Annotated in this window: 14 protein-coding genes; 11 read left to right on the top strand and 3 right to left on the bottom strand. The window is 69.7% G+C overall.

Going from position 1 to position 24,422, the window contains the following annotated elements; all coding sequences use genetic code 11:
- Positions 1 to 775: 775 nt before the first annotated feature.
- Complete coding sequence (locus tag AC07V5_RS12760) at positions 776 to 3,070, top strand: autotransporter-associated beta strand repeat-containing protein (RefSeq protein WP_495116048.1); 2,295 nt, start codon at positions 776 to 778, stop codon at positions 3,068 to 3,070.
- A 127-nt stretch (positions 3,071 to 3,197) separates the two neighbouring features.
- On the opposite strand, the gene AC07V5_RS12755 is transcribed toward AC07V5_RS12760, so the two are convergent.
- The gene (locus AC07V5_RS12755; RefSeq protein WP_495116047.1) at positions 3,198 to 4,187 is read right to left on the bottom strand and encodes an SGNH/GDSL hydrolase family protein; all 990 of its coding nucleotides are present in this window, start codon (positions 4,185 to 4,187) and stop codon (positions 3,198 to 3,200) included.
- 276 nt (positions 4,188 to 4,463) lie between these two features.
- On the opposite strand from AC07V5_RS12755, the gene ssuE reads away from it, so the two are divergent.
- The 8 genes from ssuE (at position 4,464) to AC07V5_RS12715 (ending at position 12,094) form a co-directional block, all read left to right on the top strand.
- The gene (gene ssuE / locus AC07V5_RS12750; RefSeq protein ID WP_495116046.1) at positions 4,464 to 5,015 is read left to right on the top strand and encodes an NADPH-dependent FMN reductase; all 552 of its coding nucleotides are present in this window, start codon (positions 4,464 to 4,466) and stop codon (positions 5,013 to 5,015) included.
- Between the two features lie 147 nt (positions 5,016 to 5,162).
- Positions 5,163 to 6,122 carry a sulfonate ABC transporter substrate-binding protein gene (locus tag AC07V5_RS12745; protein ID WP_495116045.1) on the top strand — a complete coding sequence of 320 codons (960 nt, stop codon included), beginning with the start codon at positions 5,163 to 5,165 and terminating at the stop codon, positions 6,120 to 6,122.
- Positions 6,119 to 7,174 (top strand): aliphatic sulfonate ABC transporter substrate-binding protein, encoded by a 1,056-nt coding sequence (locus AC07V5_RS12740; RefSeq protein ID WP_495116044.1) that lies wholly within the window; start codon positions 6,119 to 6,121, stop codon positions 7,172 to 7,174. The genes AC07V5_RS12745 and AC07V5_RS12740 overlap by 4 nt, the downstream gene beginning before the upstream one ends.
- 20 nt (positions 7,175 to 7,194) lie before the next feature.
- A complete protein-coding gene (gene ssuD, locus AC07V5_RS12735) occupies positions 7,195 to 8,367 on the top strand; it encodes an FMNH2-dependent alkanesulfonate monooxygenase (protein WP_495116043.1) in 1,173 nt (390 codons plus the stop codon).
- Between the two features lie 2 nt (positions 8,368 to 8,369).
- Entirely contained in the window at positions 8,370 to 9,134 is a 765-nt protein-coding gene (gene ssuC / locus AC07V5_RS12730; protein ID WP_495116042.1) for an aliphatic sulfonate ABC transporter permease SsuC, read from the top strand.
- Positions 9,135 to 9,136: 2 nt separating this feature from the next.
- Entirely contained in the window at positions 9,137 to 9,916 is a 780-nt protein-coding gene (locus AC07V5_RS12725) for an ATP-binding cassette domain-containing protein (protein WP_495116041.1), read from the top strand.
- A 56-nt stretch (positions 9,917 to 9,972) separates the two neighbouring features.
- Complete coding sequence (locus AC07V5_RS12720) at positions 9,973 to 10,941, top strand: alkaline phosphatase D family protein (protein ID WP_495116040.1); 969 nt, start codon at positions 9,973 to 9,975, stop codon at positions 10,939 to 10,941.
- A gap of 10 nt (positions 10,942 to 10,951) precedes the next feature.
- Entirely contained in the window at positions 10,952 to 12,094 is a 1,143-nt protein-coding gene (locus tag AC07V5_RS12715; RefSeq protein WP_495116039.1) for a serine hydrolase domain-containing protein, read from the top strand.
- On the opposite strand, the gene AC07V5_RS12710 is transcribed toward AC07V5_RS12715, so the two are convergent.
- Positions 12,091 to 12,669 (bottom strand): hypothetical protein, encoded by a 579-nt coding sequence (locus tag AC07V5_RS12710; RefSeq protein ID WP_495116038.1) that lies wholly within the window; start codon positions 12,667 to 12,669, stop codon positions 12,091 to 12,093. The two genes, AC07V5_RS12715 and AC07V5_RS12710, sit on opposite strands and share 4 nt — an antisense overlap.
- A gap of 100 nt (positions 12,670 to 12,769) precedes the next feature.
- Between AC07V5_RS12710 and AC07V5_RS12705 the strand changes: the two genes are divergently transcribed.
- On the top strand, positions 12,770 to 13,105 hold the full coding sequence (locus AC07V5_RS12705) for a thioredoxin domain-containing protein (RefSeq protein ID WP_495116037.1): 336 nt from the start codon (positions 12,770 to 12,772) through the stop codon (positions 13,103 to 13,105).
- A gap of 15 nt (positions 13,106 to 13,120) precedes the next feature.
- Here the strand turns inward: AC07V5_RS12705 and AC07V5_RS12700 are convergent, their stop codons facing one another.
- Positions 13,121 to 15,520, bottom strand: coding sequence for a hypothetical protein (locus tag AC07V5_RS12700; RefSeq protein WP_495116036.1), 2,400 nt, complete (start codon positions 15,518 to 15,520; stop codon positions 13,121 to 13,123).
- Between the two features lie 377 nt (positions 15,521 to 15,897).
- On the opposite strand from AC07V5_RS12700, the gene AC07V5_RS12695 reads away from it, so the two are divergent.
- The gene (locus AC07V5_RS12695) at positions 15,898 to 24,408 is read left to right on the top strand and encodes a GH36-type glycosyl hydrolase domain-containing protein (protein WP_495116035.1); all 8,511 of its coding nucleotides are present in this window, start codon (positions 15,898 to 15,900) and stop codon (positions 24,406 to 24,408) included.
- The last annotated feature ends 14 nt before the right edge of the window (positions 24,409 to 24,422 follow it).

Here is a 24,422-nt window from a genome sequence, read left to right as displayed (position 1 = left end):
TTAGCACTTACTTTGCTTTTACTAAAAGTTTTCTCTACGTCTGACATGCTGCATTCCCTTTGCTGTTGCAAAAGCAATGTCACTTATTTGTCACTGCTCACGCAACAAATGCTACGGGGCAGTTTTACTTTTTGCGACCTCGGGATTGCTATAAAAACGGTGAATCCTGTCACGCGTTTTTTGCGTCTTAACAAACACAGGCGAACAAGAGCGTCAATCGTTTTTTGCCGTTTTTGAAACCTAGCAACTACGCCATGCTCAGCGGTAGCAACCACTAACTTTTTGGCAAAAGCCGTACAATGGATAGAACGGCCGCCTCCTAAGCGGCAGATACAGGTTCGATTCCTGTCGGAGGGACCATCCGCCGTAGAACGGCAGCCCCTCATCCGCAGGGGTCGGTCAGGCACCTGACGCCTCCCTGTGCGCGCGGAGCGGGTTGCCCCCTACAGTCGCGGGGCCCACCAGGTCTCTTTCAGGGCCGGTCTCGCCGGTTTCGCTGGGCTGCCTCACTTCCCGGAGCCCCTCGATGCCGATCCACGCAGGTCTTTCGCGCGCCCCTGCGGCGCCTTCTCAAGCGCGCCTCGTGCGTGCCCGTGTCCTTGCCGCATCCCGGCCGCTGCGTGGGGCCTTGGCCCTGAGCCTCGCGCTGGCCTTCGCGCCTTCGCAGGCCATAGACTGGAAATTCGCCCCCCCGGCGGACACCTGGAACGTGGCCGGATGTGCCGCACGAGTCTGCAATGGAGCAAGCGGCATTTACGACAGTGACAGTGTCGAGATGAGCGGCGCAGGCACCCTGGCCCTCGTAGCCAACTTCACCTACACCGGCGGCACCGGCGTGTTGCTAGGTACCCTGAACATCGGCAACGGCGGCACCAAGGGTTCGCTCATTGGCAACCTGAGTCTGCACACCAGAGATGCGAACGTGGTCTTCGCCCGGTCCGACGACTTCACCCTGGCGGCCAACATCTTCGGGGAGGGCAAGGTCATCAAGATCAACAACAACACAGTGACCTTGACCGGCGACCTCCACTACAACGGCTCCACCGAGATCTTGCGCGGTGCCCTGAACTTCAATACAGCCTCGAACCAGGTGCTCAATGGCGCCATCGGCGGCAGCGGCAGCCTCATCAAGTCGGGCGCGGGTTCGCTCACCATTCGCAGAGGGATCGACCACACCGGCAAGACGACGATCGAAGAGGGCACGTTGATCTTCAACTCCAATTTGACACAAACGGTACAGGGTGACGTCACCGGCAGCGGCAACTTGACCGCCCAGGCCGGCCCCGGCCGCCTGCTGACCCTCGCGGGCATCAACAGCTACACCGGGACGACGCTGATCGGCGGCGGCGGCTTGCAGTTCGACTCCGCGCAAGACCAGAAACTAGCCGGGGCCGTCACCGGAACCGGCGTGCTGATCAAGGCCGGCAGCGGCACGTTGACCCTCGCTGGCGTCAACACCTACAGCGGTGACATCGCCATCTACGGCGGCACGCTGGCCTTCACCTCGCAGGCCGACCAGACCCTGCTGGGCGGCATCTCAGGAGCCGGCAACCTCACCAAGGCCGGTGCCGGCACGCTGACCCTCAAGGGCACCACCGCCGCCTTCACGGGCCAGACGACGATCGAGGACGGCACGCTGACGTTCGACTCGGCCGCCGACCGGCAGCTGAGCGGACCCTTGGCTGGCGGGGGCGACCTGACGAAGGCTGGCGCCGGTACGCTGCTGCTCAGTGGCGCCAACGGCCAGTTCCGCGGCATCACGACCGTCAGCGACGGCACCCTGCAGTTCACGGCCACGCAGGCCCTGTATGGCGGCCTGCCCAACCTGTGGACCGCCAACCGCATCGTGGTGCAGCCGGGCGCGACGGCCGCCTTCCGCGTCGGCTCGCAGGCCACGGACTTCAAGGCGTCGGACCTCAACGTGCTGAAGTCCCTCGGCTCGGCAACCGGGGGGTTCCAGAGCGGCTCGTTCCTGGGGCTGGACACCAGCAACGCCGCGTCGGGCTTCGATTACGCCGGCGCCATCGCCGACACCAACGCCGGCGCCAACGTCCTGGGCCTGCAGAAGCTCGGCGCCAACACGCTCATCCTCAGCGGCAACAACACCTACAGCGGCGGTACCCAGGTGCTGGCCGGCACGCTGCAGATCGGCAACGGCGGCACGACGGGCGCCATCCGGGGCGACGTGCTCAACAACGGCACCCTCGCCTTCAGCCCTGGCGGCGACGCGAGCTTCACCGGCGTCATCAGCGGCACCGGCAATCTCACCAAGGCCGGCAGCGGCGTGCTGACCCTCGGCGGCATTGCCCGCTACAGCGGCACCACCACCATCACGGCCGGCACGCTGGCCTTCGCCGCGAATGCAGACCAGACGCTCAGCGGCGCCATCACCGGAAACGGCAACCTCGCCAAGTCGGGCACCGGCACGCTCACCCTGAACGGCGCCAACACCTACTGGGGCAAGACCAGCGTGCAGGCCGGCACCCTGCAACTGGGCGGCGGGCTGGACGGCACCACCGAGGTGAGCGTCGCCGCCGGTGCACGCCTGGCCACCAGCAGCGACCTGGTCCAGATCAAGCTGCGCGGCATCAGCGGCCAGCGGGGTGGCGATATCGCCCTGGACGGCGTACTGGCCCCCAACAACGCCTCGGCCGGCACGCTGATCTTGAACCTCGCCAACGGCAGCAAGCTGAACTGGGGCCAAGGCGCCCACCTGGAATTCGACCTGGGCAGCTCGCAGGACCTGATCTCGTTCGACCAGAACGGCCACTGGTTGGCCGGCAGCGGCCTGGCAACACTGGACCTCAACGTGGGTAACGCGGGCTTTGACTACGCCCACACCTACACCCTGTTCCACAACGTCCTGGCCGACGGCTTCAGCTTCGCCGGCATCACCGGCTACGACAACGTCCACTACCAGGCCGCGTTGTTCCAGGTCGGCCAGGACCTGAACATCGGCTTCAGCGCGGTCGCCGTGCCAGAACCGCAGACCTACGCGCTGCTGCTGGCAGGCCTGGCCGTCATGGGCGTTTGGTCGCGCAAGCGCATGCGCGATCGCGCAGCGGTTTAGCCCCGAGGGGCTACCGGGCGAGGTTGCCGTAGCTCAATGGATAGAACGGCCGCCTGCCAAGTGGTGGATACAGGTTCGATTCCTGTCGTAGGAGTCACCTCCCCCAACGAAATCGCCATCCCTGTGATCAGGGTGGCGTCACCATGCCCCAAAGCGCCAATTGCAGCGGTGCCTTGCCCAGGCTCGTCACCGTCAGCACTTGCGTGCCCTGCGCCCCCAGTGTGTCGGCCTTCATCGTGACCGTGGCTGTGCACGTGCCTCCACGGGCAGCGAGCACGCATTTGGACGGAGAAACCACGTAGGGGTATCTCAGTGGCGTGAAGCGAATCCCTACAAATTCCGGCCCTGAATTGACGAAGGTGATCCGGCCTTGAGCGGGAGTGCCGGCCCGTGCCCACATGATGCGTGCCGAGTTGTCGCTGACGCGAATGGGCGCGGCGGTTGCTGCTCCGGCAACGTCCCGGTTGGCCAGGCACAGTTTTTCATCGACCAGCTTTGCCAGCGCGGGCGCAACGACCTGTGACGTGATCCAGAGGTAAAGGAAGCCGTTCGGATGCACGCCATCCTGAAGCTGCTTTTCCCAGCCGGCCTGTGCACGCACAGCCGCCGCGACGTCGATGAGGGGCGACGTGCGCTCTGTAGCGACATCCCGCATCGCCTGCGCGTAGGTGTCGATCGGCGGGTTCTGGGTCTGCAAGACCGTGGGCGCGATGGCGCGCAGCCGCGCCTTGAAGGCTTCGGGCGATGCCCCCGGCTGCCGCGCATCGTTGATGCCGTAATTGACGACGGTGATGGCACCGGCTTCAACCTCGGATGCAGGGAAGTCAGCAGCCGTGGAGCCGCTGACCCCATGGTTCGTCGCCTTCACCACGCCGTAGCCGTAGCGCTCGTCCATCCAACGCTGGATCGCGTCGCCCTGGCTGATTTGCGTGCTGTCCCCAAACAGCTGAATGCGAACCTTGCTCGCGGGAACGCAGGCCGACGACGGTTCGGCCATCGACATCCGGTGGGCGCTGGGGCCCTCTTCAGGCAAGGCGACATCACCGCCACCTCCGCATCCGGTCAACGTCGCAATCGACAGGCAGGCTGCGGCAATAAAAAGAAACTTCGTGTCCATCAATCAACTTCGCAAACGGTTGCATCCCTTTTTCCAGTTGAACCGCTGAAGCCTTTAGTTACCTGTCTCGGACGCTCGTCGTTCGCACGGCGACCTCCTTACCGTGAGTTGTTGCACGGGCTTGAAGCCACGCCTGTTGTGCTTCGCAAACGACTGGGGCCACGCGTGAGCGTCGCAACCCAAAAACGCCTTTCCGCATAAGCATCCCCACTTTCCTTCGTTCCGCGAGGAAGGCGCTTTCCCTATCGTGCAAGGCCTGAACCGACACCGGCCGCCATGCACATCACCAGCCTTTCCGCCAGCCCCAGCGAACGCTCGCGTTCCGCGTGGCTCACGCAGTTCGCGCTGACGCGCCTGGAAGGCCGGGGCACGCGGCACGACAGCATCCTCGTGCGCCAACTGCCCGCCGCGGCGCTGCTGGCGGCCGACGTGCAAGACCGGGCCATCGCCGCCGCCGTGCTGGCGGTCGAGCAGGCCGATCTCGTCGTCGTCGGCACGCCCATCTACAAGGCGGCCTACAGCGGCCTGCTCAAGGTCTTCCTCGACCTGCTGCCGCCCGACGCCCTGCGCGACAAGCTCGTGCTGCCGCTGGCCACTGGCGGCAGCCCGGCTCACTTCCTGGCACTGGACTACGCCCTCAAGCCCGTGCTGTCGGCACTCGGCGCCCGCCACGTGCTGGACGGCGTGTTCGCCACCGACGCCCAGTTGCGCCGTCACGAAGCCGGCGGCTTCGTGCCCGAGCCCGACCTGATCGCGCGGCTGGACCGCGCCCTGGCACCGCTGGCGCCGCGAATGCGGTCGCAGCTCGAACCGGCGCTCAGCTGTTGACGCCCAAACGGCCGATTCAAGGCTGAACTCTTCTCACCACCGCTTGTCTCCTCGCCCCCCGCACGGGATCGGCGACTTCATCCCGGCGCCTCGGGTGCTGATCGGGTGCGCCCCGGCGCCGGGATCTTTTTGCACAGGACACACCTCATGCTCTTCCGCTCCCTCCTCCGCTGGACCGCGCCGCTCCTAGTTGCCGCCGTCAGCCTCAGTGCATCCGCCCAGACCACGCTGCGCGTCGGTTTCCAGAAATCGGCCAGCCTGCTGACGCTGCAGAAATCCAGCGGCTCGCTGGAGAAGAAGCTCAGCCCCCTCGGCGTGGCCGTGAAGTGGGTCGAATTCCCGGCCGGCCCGCAGCTGCTCGAAGGCCTGAACGTCGGCGCCGTCGACGTGGGCTTCGTCGGCGAAGCCCCGCCCATCTTTGCCCAGGCCGCCGGTGCGCGGTTCGTCTACATCGGCTTCGACCCCGCGGCCCCCGAGGCCGAAGCCATCGTCGTGCCCAAGGACTCGGCCCTCAAGACGCTGGCCGATCTCAAGGGCAAGAAGATCGCGCTGAACAAGGGCAGCAACGTCCACTACCTGCTCGTCAAGGCACTGGAAAAGCAGGGCCTGAAGTACACCGACATCCAGGCCGTCTACCTGCCCCCGGCCGATGCGCGCGCGGCCTTCGAGCGCGGCGCGGTGGATGCCTGGGTGATCTGGGACCCCTTCCTCGCCGCCGTGGAAAAGCAGAGCGGTGCGCGCGTGCTGGCCGATGGCAAAGGCCTGGTCAACAACTACGCCTACTACCTGGCCGAGCGCGGCTTCGCCGAGAAGTATCCGCAGGTCATCCAGGCCCTCTTCGACGACAGCCAGGCCCAGGCCACCTATCTGAAGGCCAACATCAAGGCCGCGGCCGCCGTCATCGCGCCGCTGCAGGGGCTGGAGCCGGAGGTCGTCGAGAAGAGCCTGACGCGCTACCAGTTCGGCGTGAAGCCGCTGACTGCCACCGTTGCGGCCGAGCAGCAGAAGATCGCCGACGCCTTCCTGGCGCTGGGGCTGATCCCCAAGCCCATCCGCGTGGCGGACGCCCTGCCCGGCACGGCCAAGCTCGCCGAGGCGGCCCGATGAGCGCGCCGACGACGCGCCGCGCGGCCGTCGCCATCCTCGCGACGACGGCCTCGCTGTGGGTGCGTGCGCAGACGCCGCCCACCTTGCGCATCGGCTTCCAGAAGGGCAGCTTCAACCTCGCGATGCTGAAGACCTACGGCCTGTTGGAGCAGCGCCTGCCCGGCACGCGCATCCAGTGGACCGAGTTCCCGGCCGGCCCGCAGCTGCTTGAAGCGCTGGCGCTGGGCAGCGTGGAGTTCGGCGTCACCGGCGACGCTCCACCCGTGTTCGCCCAGTCCGCGGGCAAGGACGTCGTCTACGTCGGCGCCGAGCCGCCCAAGCCCGACAGCTCGGCCGTGCTGGTGAAGCCCGACTCGCCGCTGAAGACGCTGGCCGACCTGAAGGGCCGCCGCGTGGCTTTGCAAAAAGGCAGCAGCGCCCACTTCCTGACCGTGCAGGCCGTGAAGAAGGCGGGCCTGGGCTGGAGCGACATCCAGCCCGTCTACCTGGCGCCCGCCGACGCGCGAGCCGCCTTCGAGCGCGGCTCGGTGGACGCCTGGGCCGTGTGGGACCCCTACTACGCCGCCGCCGAGATCAGCGGCGAGCTGCGCGCACTGGCCACCAGCCGCGGGCTGACGAGCAACAACACCTTCTACCTGGCCTCGCGCGCGCTCAGCCGCGAGGCTGCGCTGCTGAAGACCATCTTCCAGGCGCTGACCGACACCGATGCCCGCGTGCAGGCCGACCGCCGCGACGCCGTGCAGCGCTACGCCGAGTTCGCCGGCCTGCCGGCAGCCACGGTGCAGCGCATGGTGGAGCGCCGCGGCGCCGCACCCGTGGCCCCGCTGACGCCTGATCTCGTCAGGGAGCAGCAGCAGGTGGCCGACGCCTTCGCCGAGCTTGGCCTCATCCCCCGCCCCATCCGCGTGCTGGATGCCGTGAGCCCCTCGTCCAAGGCAAGCCTTGGACGGTCCCCCGGGGGGACGGCGATGCATGCCGGGTCGACCGGCATGCACATCGCCATACCGGGCCGGCTTGGGAGCGGCCCGGCGCTCGGCCCGCAAGTTTCGTAAGCCGACCAACGGACAACGTCATGAAGATCTTCTGGTTCATTCCCACCCACGGCGACAGCCGCTACCTCGGCAGCTCGCGCGGCGCCCGCGTGGCGGACCACGCCTACTTCAAGCAGATCGCCATCGCCGCCGACAGCCTCGGCTACGAAGGCGTACTGCTGCCCACGGGCCGCAGCTGCGAGGACTCGTGGATCGTCGCCGCCAGCCTCATCGACGCGACGAAGAATCTCAAGTTCCTCGTCGCGCTGCGGCCCGGCCTCGTCGCCCCCTCGCAGAGCGCCCGCATGGCCGCCACGCTGGACCGCCTCTCGGGCGGCCGCCTGCTCGTCAACCTCGTCACCGGTGGCGACCCCGACGAGCTGGCCGGCGACGGCCAGTTCCTGGGCCATGCCGAGCGCTACGAGCAGTCCGCCGAGTTCATCCGCATCTGGCGCGAACTGCTGGCCCGCTCGCACAGTGGCGAGGGCTTCGACTTCGACGGCGAGCACCTCAGCGTCAAGGGCGGCAAGATCCTCTACCCGCCCATCAACAACCCCTACCCGCCGGTGTTCTTCGGCGGCTCCTCCGGCCCGGCGCACGACCTGGCCGCCGAGCAGGTGGACACCTACCTGACCTGGGGCGAACCGCCGGCCGAGGTCGCGAAGAAGCTGGCCGACGTGCGCGAGCGCGCCACGGCCAAGGGCCGCCAGCTGCAGTACGGCATCCGCCTGCACGTCATCGTGCGCGAGACCGAAGACGAAGCCTGGCGCGCCGCGACCGAACTGCTGTCGGAGCTGGATGAAGCCACCGTCACGGCCGCGCAGGCGCGCTTCAAGACCATGGACTCGGTGGGCCAGCGCCGCATGGCCGAGCTGCATGGCGGCCAGTTCAACAAGGCGGACGTGCGCCAGGGTCTGGAGATCTCGCCCAACCTGTGGGCCGGCGTGGGCCTGGTGCGCGGCGGCGCGGGCACGGCGCTGGTCGGCAACCCGCAGCAGGTGGCGGACCGCATCACCGAGTACGCCGACCTCGGCCTGGAGTACTTCATCCTCAGCGGCTACCCGCACCTGGACGAGGCGCACCGCTTCGCCGAGCTGGTGTTCCCGCTGCTGCCGCTGGGCGTGCGCGAGAAGCTCAGCGCGCCGGTGTTGACCGGCCCGTTCGGCGAAGTCGTCGCCAACAGCTACGTGCCCAAGGCCGTCTCGGCAAGTTGACGATGCTCAAGCGCCTCACTCCCTGGCTGCTGCCTGCGGCCGTCCTCGTTGCCTGGGAGCTGGCCTCGCGCAGCGGCGTGCTGTCCGCGCGCATCCTGCCCGAGCCGGCTGCCGTGCTGGCCGCGTTCTGGCAGCTGCTGCGTTCGGGCGAGCTGGCGCATCACGTGGGCGTCAGCGCCGCGCGGGCCTTCTCGGCGCTGGCCATCGGCGGCGGGCTGGGCCTGCTGCTGGGCTTGCTCACGGGCACCTGGCGCCAGGCCGAGGCGCTGCTGGACACCACGCTGCAGATGCTGCGCAACATCCCGGCGCTGGCGCTGATCCCGCTGGTCATCCTGTGGTTCGGCATCGACGAGGCGGCCAAGCTGGTGCTCGTGGCGGTGGGCGTGTTCTTCCCGGTCTACCTGAACACCTTCCACGGCATCCGCAACGTCGACCGCGACCTCATCGAAATGGCGCGCAGCTACGGCCTGTCGGGCTTTCAGCTGTACCGGCAGGTCATCCTGCCCGGTGCCCTGCCCTCCATCCTCGTCGGCCTGCGCTTCTCGCTAGGGCTGATGTGGGTGCTGCTCATCGTGGCCGAGACGCTCTCGGCCCAGGCCGGCATCGGCTACCTGACGATGAACGCGCGCGAATTCCTGCAGACGGACATCGTGCTCGTCGGCATCCTGCTGTACGCGCTGCTGGGCAAGCTGGCCGACGTCGTCGCGCGCGGGCTGGAACGTGCCTGGCTGGCCTGGCACCGCGGCTATGCCGTTGAAGGGAACTGACGATGTGGTTGACCGAGTACGACTCCCCCGTGCTGCCGCGCGAACCCGTGGCTGAGGCCGCACCCGCCCGCGACCCCTCGCAAGGCCTGGCGCTGAAGCTGCACGGTGTCGCCAAGTCCTTCGGTGCCCGCCACGTGCTCGAAGCCCTGGACCTGACGGTCGCCCCCGGCGAGTTCGTCGCGCTGGTGGGCCGCAGCGGCTGCGGCAAGAGCACGCTGCTGCGCCTCATCGCCGGGCTGGACGCGCCGAGCGCCGGCAGCGTCGAAGCCGGTGCGCCCCATGAGCGCCGGCTGATGTTCCAGGACGCGCGGCTGCTGCCCTGGAAGCGCGTCGTCGACAACGTGGCCCTCGGCCTCACAGGCCGTGACGCGAAGGACCGCGCGATGCAGGCGCTGGACCAGGTCGGCCTCGCCGGCCGCGGCGGCGACTGGCCGGCGACGCTCTCGGGTGGCCAGCGCCAGCGCGTGGCCCTCGCCCGCGCCCTCGTCCACAACCCCCGTCTGCTGCTGCTGGACGAGCCGCTGGGCGCGCTGGATGCGCTGACCCGCCTGGAGATGCACCGCCTCATCGAGCAGCTCTGGCGCCGCCACGGCTTCACGGCCCTGCTCGTGACCCACGACGTGGCCGAGGCCGTGGCCCTGGCCGACCGCGTGCTGCTCATCGACCGCGGCGGCATCGCGCTGGACGCGACGGTGGCTCTACCCCGCCCGCGTTCGCGCACGGCACCGGGTTTTGCGGAGCTGGAAGAACGCGTGCTGCGACAGATCGTCGGCTCGGCCTGAGAAAGCCCTGAGACCGATATCCTCCGACGCTTGCCAAAGAGGCGGGAGGTCAGAGGATGAAGATCGCATTCACGTCATGCATGCTGGAGCAGCGCTTCGAGAGCCAGCCCGTCTGGCAGCGCATCCAGGCAGCGGCCCCCGACTACCTCGTGCTGCTCGGCGACTCGATCTACCTGGACATCGACGTGGCCGTGAGGAAGATGAGCGACGACGAGTTCGGCGAGCACTGCCACGCGCGCTACCGCGCCCAGCTGGCGGTGCCGGAGTTCGACGTGCTGCTGCGCCACATGGCCGCCAAGGGCGAGCGCCGCGTGTTCGCGATCTGGGACGACCACGACTTCCTGTGGAATGACGCCGCCGGCGCCGCCATCGCGCAGATGCCCGAGCACAGCGAGAAGGTGCGGCGCAGCCGCGTGCTGTTCCAGGCCTTCCGCAAGGCGCTGGTCGAGGTGGGCAGCTTTCCAGAATCCTTCCACGACACCCAGCCGCCCGCGCCTGGCGACGACGGCCCGCTCTACGAAGGCATCCAGCTGCGTGACGACGTCTGGCTGCACCTGACCGACGCCCGCACCTGCCGCACCGAGACCTGGCTGGTGCCCCAGGACAAGCGCGCCATCCTCGGGCAGCCACAGCTGGCAGCAATAGCCACGGTGGCCGACGCCGCGGCGCCCGGCACCGTGCACCTGGTGGCCAGCGGCTCCACGAGTTCGGGCTGGAAGAAATACCTGCACGACTGGACGGCGCTGAACGCCCTCGCCGACCGGCATCGCACCCTCATGCTCAGCGGCGACGTGCACTACAACGCGTTCGCGTCGCATGGAGAGTCCGACGGGCTGCCGCTGCACGAGGCCACCTCATCCGGCGCGGCCATCCGGGATGCCGTCGTCTACGGCGCCGAGATCGAGAACTTCGCCATCGCCGACGTGGGTGCAGACGAGGTGCAGCTGCGCTTCTTCCACCGCAGCGGCGAGGCCAGGCCGCGTCGCATCCGGCGCGTCGACTGGCATCTCATGAAGGCAAGCTGAATCCGCGGCCATGAGACAGATCCTCTGCCTGCTCGCCGCCGCCCTGCTGACGGGCTGCGCCAGCCGCCCCGCACTGGCACCTGCACCGCTGGCCCAGGCCGACGCCGCTGTCGAACGCTTCATCGCCCAGCGCCAGCTGCCGGGCGCGGCGCTGTGGATCGAGCGCGTGGGCCATGGCAGCCATCACCGCGCGTACGGCCACCGTGCCGTCGACCCCGCACCCGAACCGCTGGACGAAGCCACCGTCTTCGACGCCGCCTCGCTGACCAAGCCCGTCGTCACCGCCACGCTGGTGCAACTGCTGCGTGAGCGCGGCCAGCTCGACGTGGAGGCGCCGCTGCAGCGCTACCTGCCCGACTGCGGCGGTGCCGACAAGGCCGGCATCACGCTGCGCCAGCTCCTCACGCACAGCTCCGGCCTGCCGGCCAGCCTGCCCGGCAACGGCGCGGGCGACTGGGCAGGCGCGGCCGACGCTCAGCGCATCGCCTGCGGCCTGCCGCTGACGGCGGCGCCGGGCACGCTGTTCCGCTACTCCGACGTCAACTTCATCCTGCTGGGCCGCATCGTCGAGCGCCAGGCAGGCATGCCGCTGGAGCGCTTCGCGGCTGAAGCCCTGTTCCAGCCGCTGGGCATGCACGACAGCGGCTACCTGCCGCTGCGCCGCATGGCGGCCGCGCGCATCGCGCCAACCGAGCGATTGAAAGACGGCCAGTTGCTGCGTGGCGAGGTGCACGACCCCACCGCCCGCAAGATGGGCGGTGTGGCCGGCCACGCGGGCTTGTTCACGACGACAGCCGACCTGGCCCGCTTCGCCCGCATGCTGCTGGCCGGTGGCGTGGCCGACGACGGCCGGCGCCTGCTGTCGCAGGACAGCGTGGCGCTGCTGACCACCGCGCAGTCTCCCGCCGGCATTGCCGAGCTGCGCGGCATGGGCTGGGACATCGCCTCGCCCTACGCCCGCCCGCGCGGCAGCCTTTACCCGCCCACCAGCTTCGGGCACACCGGCTTCACCGGCTGCGCCTTCTGGCTGGACCCGACAAGCCGCAGCTTCTTCGTGCTGCTGTCCAACCGGGTGCACCCGGGGTTGGGGACGAACGTGCTGCCGTTGTACGGAGAGCTCGGCACCTTGGCGGCACAGGCCGCCGGCTACTAGGCGTTTGCGCTCAACGAGCCCGGGTAGCTCAACGAACTCAAGCTGGCCGACACCGAGAACACGACGCTCGTTGTGGCCGTCTGCTGCATCATCGATGTGTAAAGCGACATGACGCCGCCCGAGCTCTTGGCGAGCTTGGCGGCCTGCGAGATGGCGGCGCTCTGCTGGATGGTGGCCGACAGCTTCAGCGCATCCCTTGCCTGGCTGGCGATGCGGGTGGCGAAGCTGGGCTGGCTGGTGTCGGCGCCCAGGAAGGCCCTGACGGCGGCCTTGTCGGCGTCGGAGCCCTTGATCTCGACGGCACCATCGCTCTTCACCGCGAACTCGACGGCGCCGCTCAGCTTGACGCCGGCCTTGGCCAGGGCAGCACGCAGGTCGTTGCCAAGCGTTTTCTGGCCGCTTTCGAGGCTGCGGGCTGCCGACACGGACTTGGCCGTGCCCGCGGCACGATCCAGCGCAGCCTTCGGCACGGCTGGGGCACTGGCCTTGCCGGCCGTCTTGCCGTTCGTCGCCGCGCTGTCCAGGCCCTGGCCCGACAGATAGTTGAGCAGGGGGTTGTTGATGCTGGAAACCATGCCGGCATCTTGCGGTCGCAACGCCAAGCCGAAACGCCCAACTGGGCGGCATTTACCGGCTTCCTGCGGCCACCGCCCGCCCATGGCACCATGCCGGCCCATGACCGTTCACGTCGTCTGCCTCTGCGCCGCCTGGTGCCGCACCTGCGAGTCCTACCAAGAAGTATTTGAAGCCGCCTGTGCCGAGCTGCCGCAGGCGGGGCTGCACGTGCGCTGGATCGACATCGAGGACGAGGCCGACCTCATCGGCGACCTCGACATCGAGACCTTCCCGACGCTGCTGATCGCCGACGACGAACACGTGCGCTTCGCCGGCCCGCTGACGCCGCAGCCCGAGACGCTCAAGCGCGTGCTGCGGGCGCATCTGGCAGATGCCACCGCAGCCAGAGTGGATGCGCACTACATCGCGCTCGCAGCGCGACTGCGCAGCCGGTAGTCCGATTCATCCGCTTCAAGGGCTCCAATTGATCTGCCCATGAAGCACTCCTGCACCATCGCAGACCTGTTCGAAGCGGATCTTCAGGGCAGTGATCTGGTCGCCCGTGTAACGGACATCGTCGACCACGAACCAGCCGTCGACCGCATTGCAGCCACCTCCGCCACCCGTGAAGGAGAGTCCGCCCTTTGCTGGGTTCTGAAACAGGTGCCCGGATATGCCGCCATAGAAGCCGGGCTGCAGACGGGCAATGCTGGACATCGCCTTGAACTCTGCCGTCCACGGAAATGAGGTGCCAACGTCCGCCGTGAAGGTCGCCGTGGCGCGTGCCTGGTTTTGCGTCAACGAAAGCTTCGCATTCGTGGTGGTCAACGTTTGCGTCGTGCCTTTTCCGATGAAGTCTGCAACGCTACTGCTTTCGAAGTAGAGATAGCTGCCGCTGGCAGGGGTACTCCCTGCGGCTGGTTGCCACAAATCCGCAGGTGTCGCGACCGGCCCGGGCGGTTGGGTGACATCGCCAGATGCCCAGCTCAGCTCGCCCCAAAGCCCCCCCGTCGTCGACCCTTGGGCATGCTGTTCGAACCTCAGACTGACGTCCAGGAGCTCGCCAGCAGGCGAATAGCTGATGCGGTCGATGGCGAACCAGCCTTGAATCTCGTTGCCGGCCCGCCCATCACTGCCCACGTCCATGCCGCCGCGAGCAGGGTTATGGAATGGATAGCGCCGCAGCCCGGAATAAAAGCCCGACTGCAGTCGCTGTTGCCCTGTTGGACCTGCAAAGTCCGCGGTCCAGCGCTGGTCACCGGCGACATCCAAGTGCAGCCGGTTATTGACGGTCGACACAGCAAATGCCGCGTTGGCCTGGGTATAGGTTGTCGACAACCCTGCTCCCACGAAGTCGGCGCGCGAGCTCTCGACTCGCAGGTAGTTCTGACCTGAAACAGGCGTCGTACCGGCCGCTGGCTTCCAGAGCACTGCCGGCGCCGTTGACGCCGGCCCGGCGGGTGGGCGGAGATCATCGGCACGCCATTGGATTTCGCCACGGATAGGACCGGAGGATCCCTGGCATAGCGCTTCGAACCGCAGCCGAAGCGCCGTCAGATGTCCATCTGCATAGGCCACGTCATCGACCACCACCCAGCTCTGCTGCGCGCATGTATTGCTACCGACGGAAAACTGGAAATGGGGGCCGCCGTTCGCACCGGCGGGAGCGCCAAGCTGTCCATACGTTCCTTTCACCAGCGGTGACCCCGTCGACGTGGTTTTCAGATCCAACATCCACCGGTCCTCACCATTGATATCGACAAAGATGCGACCGCCCTGGTCGGTCAGCGAGATCACGCTATCCAGCGGCGTGTTGAGCGTCGTCTTCCCCGCCGCCAGCGCGTCGCCTGGGCTGCTGTTGACGTAGGCGTAATTCCCGCTTGCCGGCGTGGAGCCAACCGGAGGCCCCCAGCCTCCTGGCGACGTGATCGGAGTGGCTGCGGTCAGCGCATCGGCGGTCCACCGAACGGCCCCGCGCAACGGCCCCGCTGCGCCTGCACAAGTCTGCTCGAATCGGTACTCGATCGCCTTGATGTTCAGGCCCGGCAGCGTTTCGTATTCCACGCGATCGACGGCTACCCAACCTCGTGAATCCTGACAACCTCGCCCTCCGCCCACCCAGGACAAGCCACCTCGTGTCGGATTTGCGAAGGGGTAGCGAACCAGGTCCGGGTAGTAGCCGACGCTCAGGCGAGTGGCCTTGCGGCCATTGAAGATGCCGTACCAGCTTTCTCTTCCTCCAAGGTAGACCTCGAAATACTCGCCAACGCCGACACCAAAGATGCGCGTGTTCTCGGGCACGTACAGCTGGGTCCGGTTCAAGCCAACGACGTCGCCGGTGGCGCTGGAGTGGTAGACGTAGTTGCCCGTTGCAGGAACGGCCCCCGCAGGGGGTGCCCACAACGTTCCAGGGGCGGAAGCGACGGCGGGAGGCGTCGTCGCATCGCTCACCTGGAATCGGACTTCGCCCTTCAACGCGCCAACGGCGCCATCGCAGTAACGCGCAAATCGCAGGATCATGGATCTCAGTCCATAGGAGTCGGCGCGGTCTACCTGATCGATCGAGAACCAGCCTGTAGCCTTGGTGCAGCCGCGGCCTAGACCAAACCAGCGCATGGCCGCGACGTTGGAGATCGATGGTTTGAAGATGTTCGCGTTATCGAACCGCGCTGGCTGCCAAGCGCTGCCATTGGGAATCTGGAAATCGCCCGTCCAGTCTTCGTCGCCAGACACTGTGACTGAAAGAATCTTGTTCGTGAGGGTGACCTTGATCTCAGCATTGGCCAGGCTGTAACCATAGGTCTTGCCTTGGCCGATCGGGTCACTTGCCTCACTCTGCAAGGTGACCGCCGTCGCGGCAGGCGCTTGCACCACTGGCGTCGGATCGGGCGCAGACGCGGGCGTCTCCGGCACCGGTACCGTTGGAGGCGAGCCGCCACCCGCTTGACCGCCGCCCCCACCGCATGCCACCAATACGAGCAAGATGCCGACGACGGACACCCTGCGTATCCAATGCAGCAGCCCGGCACCAAAGCCTGAACATTTCATTTGAGTTCCCCCCAATGTTCGGCATTGTCTTACTGATCAATTGGAGTCCATCGACGGAACGTTTAGGGTTTGCACAAAGAACGCTTTTCAACTGCTCCTGAACAACGCTCCCTAGATTGATCTTGACGTAGGACAGCACTGACAGATGCACGCGCCCCATGCCGCTGTGCCGGCGAGGCTCAGGCGTCGACAGTCTTCCCATGACTGCCCCGCTCCGATCCCAGACCCATGACCTGACGCCGGCCGGGGCCACCCAGGCCTTCGTGCGCCTCACCGCCGGCGCTGAAGCCGCCGCGCTGCCCGTGCGCGCCGTGCAGTTCGGCGCCGAGCGTTTTTCCGAGCACGGCCGCAGCCTGGCTGCCGCCCAGCGCCTGGACGACCCGCGCAGCCTGCCCCGGCCTTTCTCGCCGCGGCTGCGCAGCAATCTGCAGGTTTGGGCCGCCGCGCTCGATGTGCTGTCCGAGGAGGGCCTGCAGGCCGACATCGACCCCGCCCACGCCTGGCTGCTGGACAACGCGCGCATCGTGCAGCAGCAGCTCGACGAGGTGCTGCACGACCTGCCGCGCAGCTACTTCCAGCGCCTGCCGCGCCTGGCCGACGATCCGCTGCAAGGCTTGCCGCGCATCTATGGCGTGGCCTGGGCCTGGGTGGCGCATGCGGACAGCTCGCTGGAGTTGTCGCTGATGCAGCACTTCCTGGTGGGCCACCACCAGGTCGAGGCGCTGACGCTGCGCGAGCTGTGGGCGCTGCCCTCCACGCTGCGCGTCGTGCTGGTGGAGAACCTGCGCCGGCTGGCCGAGCGGGCCGCCTGGCGGCACCTTGCACGCCGCGCGGCGCAAAGCCTCTTTGAAGCCCTGCCCACCATCGACGCGGCCGCCGTGCGCAGCCAGCTGCAGCAGTGGCAGGCCGCCTGGCCGCGCGATCCGGCCATCACGGCGCTGGGCCTGAGGCTGCACGAACGCCTGACCGACCGTGCGATGGGCCAGGCCGAGCAGCACGAGCCCGACGACTCCTCCTGGGCCGCCGCCAGCGCCTGGCTGGCCGAGGTGCTGCCCGACCCCGCCGCCGCCCAGGCCGCCGAGCAGGCCGAGAGCGCGGCCGATCACCAGAGCATCCGCAACGCCATCGGCAGCCTGCGCAACCTCGGCGCGGCCGACTGGGCCGGCTTGTTCGAGACCGTGCACCCGACGCTGCAGGCCCTGGGCCGCATCGACGTCTACCGCCAGGAGCACGAGGCCACGCGCGACATGGCCATGCACGCCATCGAGGCGCTGACCGAGCGCCACGGCGTGGCCGAGGCCGACGTGGCCCAGGCGCTGCAAAGGCTGTGCAACGACCCGAGCTGGCCCGACGACGCCGAGGAGACCGCACCGCTGCACTGGCTCAGCGGCCCGGGCCGCCCTCGCCTGTTGAGCGAGCTGCACCTCAAGCCTACCGGTGGTGAACGCCTGGCCGCCGCGCTGCGCCGCCACCGCGGCGCGATCTACCTCGCCAGCCTGGCCGCGCTGCTGGGCCTGACCGAACTCGGACTGCTGGTGCTGGGTCTGCCGCCGCAGGCCGGCTGGCCCATGGTGGTGGCTGCGGTGCTGCTGTCGCTGCTGCCGGCCAGCGAGGCCGTCGTCGCGCTGGCCAACCGCCTCATCAGCGAATCCGCCGCGCCGGCGCGCCTGCCGCGGCTCAACTGGCCGCACGGCATCCCAGCCACGTCGCGCACCCTCGTCGTCATCCCCTGCATGCTGACGCGGCCCAAGGGCATCGCCACGCTGCTGGCCCAGCTCGAACGCCACCACCTCGCCAACCTCGAAGCCCAGGCGCAGTTCGCGCTGCTCAGCGACTGGACCGATGCCAAGGCCGAGCACCAGCCGCAGGACGCGGCCCTGCTGGCCAAGGCGCGCGCCGGCATCGAAGCGCTGAACCAGCGCCACGGCACGGCCTGCGACGGCCGGCCGCGCTTTCTGCTGCTGCACCGCGATCGGCGCTGGAGCGAAACCGAGCAGCGCTGGATCGGCTGGGAGCGCAAACGCGGCAAGACCGAGGCGCTGGCGGTGCTGCTCGCAGGGCAAGCCCCTGAGCTGCCGCCCGACCGTTTCCTCGACCTGGGCGAGCTGTCAACGCCGGCACCGGGCATGCGCCACATCGTCACGCTGGATGCCGACACCGCCCTGCCCCCCGGCGCGCTGCGCGAGATGGTGGCCATTGCAGCCCACCCGTTGAACCTGCCGCGGGTGGCTCGCTCGGCCAGCGGCGCCGTCACCGTCGTGCGCGGCCACGGCATGCTGCAGCCGCGCGTGGCCACGCCGCTGGCCACCGCCGCCGGCAGCTCCACGGTGCACGGCACCTGGTTCCACAGCCTGTTCGCCGGCCAGCCGGGGCTGGACCCGTACAGCGCCGCCAGCTCCGAGGTCTATCAAGACCTGTTCGACGAAGGCAGCGCCACCGGCAAGGGCCTGATCGATGTGCAGGCCGCGGCCCAGGTGCTGGCCCACAGCCTGCCCGAAGGCCAGGTGCTCAGCCACGACCTGCTGGAAGGCTCGCTGATGCGCTGCGCCGGCGTCAGCGACGTCGTGCTCGTCGAGCCCGCGCCCATGCACGCCGACGTGGCGGCTTCGCGCATCCACCGCTGGACGCGCGGCGACTGGCAACTGCTGCCCTTCCTCGCCAACCCACGCCGCTGGGGCCTGCGTGCCATCCACGTCTGGAAGATGCTGGACAACCTGCGCCGCTCCCTCGTGGCACCCACCGCCATGCTGCTGCTGCTGGCCTCGTGGCTGGGCATCGGCCTGACGCCGGCCTACGCGCTGGGCCTGGTGGCCGCGGCCTTCGGTGCGGGGCCGCTGATGGGGGCACTGGCCGCCTGCGGGCCGTCGGGCGACCGCATCTCCCTGCCGCGCTTCTATCGCCAGGCGGTGACCGAGCTCGGCCGGGCCATCGGCGGCGTCGTCTGGCATGTCGCGATGCTGCCGCACGCGACCTGGCTGAGCACGGACGCCATCGCCCGCGCCCTGTGGCGCCAGCGCATGAGCCACCGCCACCTGCTGGAGTGGACGACCGCCGACGCTGCCGAGGCCGCGGCGCGCACCGACTGGCGCTCGCTGCTGGGCCAGCACCGGCGCCTCACCATCGCCAGCGGCGGGCTGGCCCTGCTGCTGATGACGCCGGCCCTCATCGGCCGGCCCATCGACTGGGAACTGGCCCTGCCGATGCTGCTTGTCTGGGCGCTGACGCCGCTGTGGATAGGCCTGGCCAGCCGGCCACGCGCACGGCCGCGCCGCGAGGCCATCGACGACGACGAGCGCCAGTACCTGCTGAGCATCGCGCGCGACACCTGGCGCTGGTTCGAGCGCTGGGTGACCCAGGACGACAACGACTTGCCGCCCGACAACGTGCAGTTCGACCCCGACGTCGTCGTCGCCCACCGCACCTCGCCCACCAACATCGGCCTGTACCTGCTGTCGGCCTGCTGCGCGCGCGAGTTCGGCTGGCTGCACGACGTGGGCCTGGCCGAGCGCATCGGCCGCACGCTGGACACGCTGGACAAGCTGCCCAAGCACCGCGGCCACCTCTACAACTGGATCGACACCCAGCGCCTGGCCGTGCTGGAGCCGCCCTACGTCTCGACGGTGGACAGCGGCAACCTGTGCGCCCACCTGCTCGTCGTGGCAGCCGCCTGCGAGGGCTATGCGCGCGGTGGCGAGGGCATGCCGCCGCCGCTGGCCGTGGCCGAGGCGCTGAACGCCGTGGCCGCACGCGCCCGCACGCTGGCACTGGCCCACGACTTCAGCTGGCTCTACGACCCGCAGCGCCGCCTGCTGCACATCGGCGCCGTCGCCAACGCCGGCTCGGAAGCCGGCACCGAGAAGCTGGACCAGAACCACTACGACCTGCTCGCCTCCGAGGCGCGGCTGGCCAGCCTCGTCGCCATCGCCAAGGGCGACGTGCCGCCCGCGCACTGGGGTGCGCTCGGCAGGCCCTTCTTCTCGCGGGGCCGCGTGACGGGGCTGAAGAGCTGGTCGGGCTCGATGTTCGAGATGCTGATGCCGTCCCTGGTGCTGGACGAGCCCACCGGCAGCGCGCTGGCCGAGGCCGCCCGCGCGGCGGTCATGGAGCAGATCCGCGCCGGGCGCGCGGCCGGCCTGCCCTGGGGTGTCTCGGAGAGCGCCTATGCCAAGCGCGACCGGAGCCTGGCCTACCAGTACGGCCCGCAGGGCGTGGCCAGCCTGGCGCTGCGCGACACGCCACCCGAGGAACTCGTCATCGCGCCCTACGCCAGCCTGATGGCCACCATGGTGATGCCGCGCGCGGCCGTGGCCAACCTGCGCGCGCTGCAGGCCCTGGGTGCCCGCCACGAGGGCGGTTTCGTCGAGGCACTGGACTACACCGTCAGCCGCCTGCCCGAGGCGAGTGGCGACACGCCGCAGCCGGGCCGGCGCTTCCAGCGCATCGGTACGGCGATGAGCCATCACCAGGGCATGTCCCTCGTGGCACTGACCGAGGTGCTGTGCGGCGGCGCGCCGCAGCGCTGGGCCGACGCCGAGCCGCGGCTGTGTGCAGTGCGCTGGCTGCTGCATGAGCGGGCGCCGCACAAGGTCGCGCCGCTGCGCGAGCCGCCTCCCAAGCCGACCCGCAGCGGGCCGCGCCGCGCCAGCATCTCGCTCGTGGTGCCCGAGGTGCACGGCCGCGCCCTGCCCGCCACCGCCTGGCTGGGCCACGGCAAGCTCAGCGCGATGGTGCGCGAGCATGGCGCCGGCACGCTGGTCTGGGGCGAGCCCGGCAGCCAGGTGTTGGTGAGCCGCTGGCGCGACGACCTCGCGCAGGACCTGCTCGGCCACCACCTGCACCTGCGCGACCTGGACCTGCACTGGAACGGCGCGCCCGAGACCAGCCCCTGGCGCTCGCTCACACTGCGACCCACACCCGGCCCGCAGTGGCGCTACGCCGCCCGCCTGCACCCCGCCAGCGCACAGTTCACCGCCGAGGGCGAGGAGCTGCACGCCCGCACCGAGGTGTGGGTGGCGGTGGAGGACGACGCCGAGCTGCGCCGCATCACGCTGCGCAATCTGTCCAACCGGCCGCGCCGGCTGGCTTTTGCGTCCAGCTTCGAGCCCGTGCTGGCGCCGGCCAAGGCCGACCTGGCGCACCCGGCTTTCGGCAAGCTCTTCCTGCAATGCCGCTGGGAGCCCGGCCAGCAGGCTTTGCATTGGCAGCGCCTGCCGCGCAGCCAGAGCGAAGCGGCCCTGCATGCCGTGCATGCGCTGGTGGGCGTGGAGCTGGAAGGCGGCGCCCGGCTGGACCGCGTGCGCGCCGGCGCCGACCGGGCCCACTGGCTGGCCCGCGGCGGCACGCCCGGCCAGCCCGGCGGTGCCATCGCCCACGCGGGCGTGCAGACACTGCTCGGCGCCCAGGTGACGGGGCTGAACAGCGACTCCGGCATGCTGGACACCGGCAACGACCCGATCTCGCTGCTGCACCTGGTGCTGCAGCTGCCGCCGGGCGCGAGCGTGACGCTGACGCTGGCCACCGCCGCCGCGCGCGAGCCGCAGACGCTCTCCCATCTGCTGGACAAACTGCGCCAGCCGGCCCTGTGTGAGCGTGCGCTGACGCTGGCCCACACCATGGCCGGCGTGCGCACCCAGGGCGCAGCGCTGGCACCTGGCGCCTGGCGCGCAGGCCTGGCGCTGCAGACCCTGCTGACCTCGCAGGCCGCACGCGAGACGCCGCTCCTGCCCGAGACCGGCTTCGAGCGCGACGCGCTGTGGCGCCACGGCATCTCGGGCGACGACCCCATCGTGCTGATCCGCGTGGCCGACGCCACCGGCGTCGTCATGGTGCGCGAGCTGTGCGCGCTGCTGCAGGCCCAGGGCAGCCCGCTGCCGGTGGATGTCGTCGTGCTGGACGCCGAGGCGCCGTCGTACCTGGCGCCGGTGTCCCGCGCGCTGCGGTCGCTGGCCGAGCAGCAAGGGCATCTCACCTTGGGCCGCTGCCGCGTGCATGTACTGGCCGACGAGACCGTGGGGCACGACACACGCCTGGCGCTCAACCTGCTGGCGCGCGTGCGCTGGTTTGCCGACGGCCGGCCGCTGGCCCAGCAGCTGGAACGGCTGGGCATCAACCACGAGCAATCCGCCAAGGCGCGGCGCAACGCCGGCGCGACGCTGGTGTCCACGCTGCCGGGCGCGCCCGGTGCGGCAACCCCCACGAGCAGCTTCGACAACGGCAGCGGCGCCTGTCGCTTCGAGCTGAGCGAACGCGCCCAGCCGTCGCGGCCGTGGATCAATGTCATCGCCAACGAGAACTTCGGCTGCCAGGTGTCCGAGCGTGGCAGCGGCGTCAGCTGGGCTGGCAACAGCCGGCTGCACCAGGTCACGCCCTGGTCCAACGACGCGCTGCTGGACTCGCCCGGCGAATGGCTGGTGCTGCACTGCCTGAGCAGCGGCAAGGCCTGGCTGCTGGGCCGCGCCGCGGCGCAGCAGAGCATGGCCCACCTGCCAGGCGCCACGGCCATGGCCTTCCAGCTGCCCGGCATGGTGGTGCGGCTGCGCTGGACGGTGGACGCGGTGACCGCCGTCAAGCAATGCCAGGTGGAGCTGCACGCGGCGCCCGGCCGCCCACCGCGGCTGATGCGCCTGCTGGCCGCCGCGCAATGGCAGCTCGGCGCCGACAGCAGCGCACGCCGCAGCGTCGTCACCCGCCTGGAGCCGGCCGTGGGCGACGGCCCGCTGCTGGCCCTGGCCACGCAGGCCGACGGCCTCAACGGCTTTGGTGGCCATACCGCCTGGATGGCGCTGCGCCCGACGCGCGTCGGCGACGTGACGCCAGAACAGATCGACACGCTGGCCGGTGACGAGGCCTTGTGGCCCTGGCCGGCCTATGCCGGCTTCCGGCCCGACTTGAACACGCCGCGGCCCTGGACGGCCGCCATCGAGGCCAGCGGCGACCGCCGCCTGCTGTTCGACGACGAGGGCCGCCTCGTCATGCCGCACGCGCTGGACGGCCTGGCCGGCCCCGCCACCGACCCCGCCGCCCTGCTGGCCGTGCAACTGCGCCTGGAGGCCGGCCACGCCTGGCATGGCACCGTGCTGCTGGGCCATGCCACGAGCCTGCCCGCCGCGCGTGAGCAGGCCGTGGCGGCCTGGCATGCAGACCCGCTGCGCCGCCTGGCCGCCCAGCGCCAGGTGTGGCGCGACTTGAGCGCCCCGGTACAGGTGGAAACGCCCGACGCGGCCTTCGACGCGCTGGTGAACCACTGGCTGCCGGCCCAGGTGCTGGGCTGCCGCATCTGGGCGCGGGCGGGCTTCTACCAGGCGGGCGGCGCCTTCGGCTTTCGCGACCAGTTGCAGGACGCGATGGCCCTGGTGCAGCACGCCCCGGAGCGGCTGGCCGAGCAGATCCGCCGCCACGCGGCACGCCAGTTCCCGCCCGGCGACGTGCAGCACTGGTGGCACGAGCCCGCCGGCGCCGGCGTGCGCACGCATTTCGCCGACGACCGGCTGTGGCTGGCACTGGCCCTGGCGCTGTACGTCGAGCGCACCGGCAACACGGCACTGGCCGATGAGCCCCTGCCCTTCCTGCAGGGCCGCCCGGTGCCCGAGGGCCAGGAGGACGTCTACGAAGTGCCGGCGGTCAGCGACGAAGTGGCGCCCATCTACGAGCACGCGGCCCGTGCCATCGACGTGAGCCTGCCCGTGGGCGCGCACGGCCTGCCGCTGTTCGGCACCGGCGACTGGAACGACGGCATGAACCGCGTGGGTGCCGAGGGGCGGGGCGAATCGGTGTGGATGGGCTTCTTCCTGTGCGCCGTCATCGACGCGCTGCGCCCGCTGGCCCTGGCTCGCGGCGAAGCGGCCCGCGCGGCGCGCTGGCAGCAGGCCAGCGAGAAGCTGGCCGCCGCGCTGGACGCCGAGGCCTGGGACGGCCGCTGGTACCGCCGCGGCTGGTTCGACGACGGCAGCATCCTCGGCACGCACAGCGCCACCGAATGCCGCATCGACCTCATCGTGCAGGCCTGGGCCGTGCTGACCGGCGCGACGCAGGCCGACCGCGCGAAACAGGCGCTGGACAGCGCCTGGCGCGAACTGCACGACCGCGACGCCCATCTGCTGCGCCTGCTGTGGCCCCCCTTGAAGGACCACCAGCCGCCAGCCGGCTACATCCAGGCCTACCCGGGCGGCGTGCGCGAGAACGGTGGCCAGTACAACCACGGCGCCACCTGGGCGCTGATGGCCAGCGCCAAGCTGGGCCAGGCCGAGCGCGCCTGGGCGGCGTTCACGGCCATCAGCCCGGCTCACCGCGGTGCGCATGGCGCGGCCTACGGGTTGGAGCCCTTCGCCGTGGCGGGCGACATCGAGGCCGCCGCACCACACGCCGGCCGCGGTGGCTGGAGCTGGTACACGGGTGCGGCCGGCTGGCTGCTGCGCGCGGCGGTCGAGTCGCTGTGCGGCGTGAAGCTGACCGACGGCCGGCTGCGCGTTCAACCCTGCCTGCCGCCGCACTGGGCTCAGGCCCGCGTGCGGCTGGCGCAGCAGGGCCGGCGCATCGAGGTGCTGCTGCAGCGCGCGCCCACCGGGGCCGGGGTTGCGCCGCCCGCCGGCTACCGCACGCTGGTGCCGGGGGCGGCGCTGGCCCTGGCCGAGATCGACGGCGACGTGCTGCTGTGGGTGCCGGTGACCCAGGCCACCACGGCCCGCTCGGCCGAAACGGCGGCGATGCTGTGAGCCCAAAGAAGAAC

The sequence above is a fragment of the Roseateles sp. GW821-FHT02E12 genome (assembly GCF_059421665.1).
The sequence above is the reverse complement of the archived record's forward strand: the minus strand, read 5'-3'. Positions and strand labels throughout refer to the sequence as shown.

Excerpts from the sequence above, each read along its gene's own strand:
- ssuD (WP_495116043.1), top strand. The coding sequence starts at position 7,195 with ATGAAGATCTTCTGGTTCATTCCCACCCACGGCGACAGCCGCTACCTC.
- ssuE (WP_495116046.1), top strand. The coding sequence starts at position 4,464 with ATGCACATCACCAGCCTTTCCGCCAGCCCCAGCGAACGCTCGCGTTCC.
- ssuC (WP_495116042.1), top strand. The coding sequence starts at position 8,370 with ATGCTCAAGCGCCTCACTCCCTGGCTGCTGCCTGCGGCCGTCCTCGTT.
- AC07V5_RS12720 (WP_495116040.1), top strand. The coding sequence starts at position 9,973 with ATGAAGATCGCATTCACGTCATGCATGCTGGAGCAGCGCTTCGAGAGC.
- AC07V5_RS12740 (WP_495116044.1), top strand. The coding sequence starts at position 6,119 with ATGAGCGCGCCGACGACGCGCCGCGCGGCCGTCGCCATCCTCGCGACG.
- AC07V5_RS12695 (WP_495116035.1), top strand. The coding sequence starts at position 15,898 with ATGACTGCCCCGCTCCGATCCCAGACCCATGACCTGACGCCGGCCGGG.
- AC07V5_RS12755 (WP_495116047.1), bottom strand. The coding sequence starts at position 4,187 with ATGGACACGAAGTTTCTTTTTATTGCCGCAGCCTGCCTGTCGATTGCG.
- AC07V5_RS12760 (WP_495116048.1), top strand. The coding sequence starts at position 776 with ATGAGCGGCGCAGGCACCCTGGCCCTCGTAGCCAACTTCACCTACACC.
- AC07V5_RS12745 (WP_495116045.1), top strand. The coding sequence starts at position 5,163 with ATGCTCTTCCGCTCCCTCCTCCGCTGGACCGCGCCGCTCCTAGTTGCC.
- AC07V5_RS12710 (WP_495116038.1), bottom strand. The coding sequence starts at position 12,669 with ATGGTTTCCAGCATCAACAACCCCCTGCTCAACTATCTGTCGGGCCAG.
- AC07V5_RS12705 (WP_495116037.1), top strand. The coding sequence starts at position 12,770 with ATGACCGTTCACGTCGTCTGCCTCTGCGCCGCCTGGTGCCGCACCTGC.
- AC07V5_RS12715 (WP_495116039.1), top strand. The coding sequence starts at position 10,952 with ATGAGACAGATCCTCTGCCTGCTCGCCGCCGCCCTGCTGACGGGCTGC.
- AC07V5_RS12725 (WP_495116041.1), top strand. The coding sequence starts at position 9,137 with ATGTGGTTGACCGAGTACGACTCCCCCGTGCTGCCGCGCGAACCCGTG.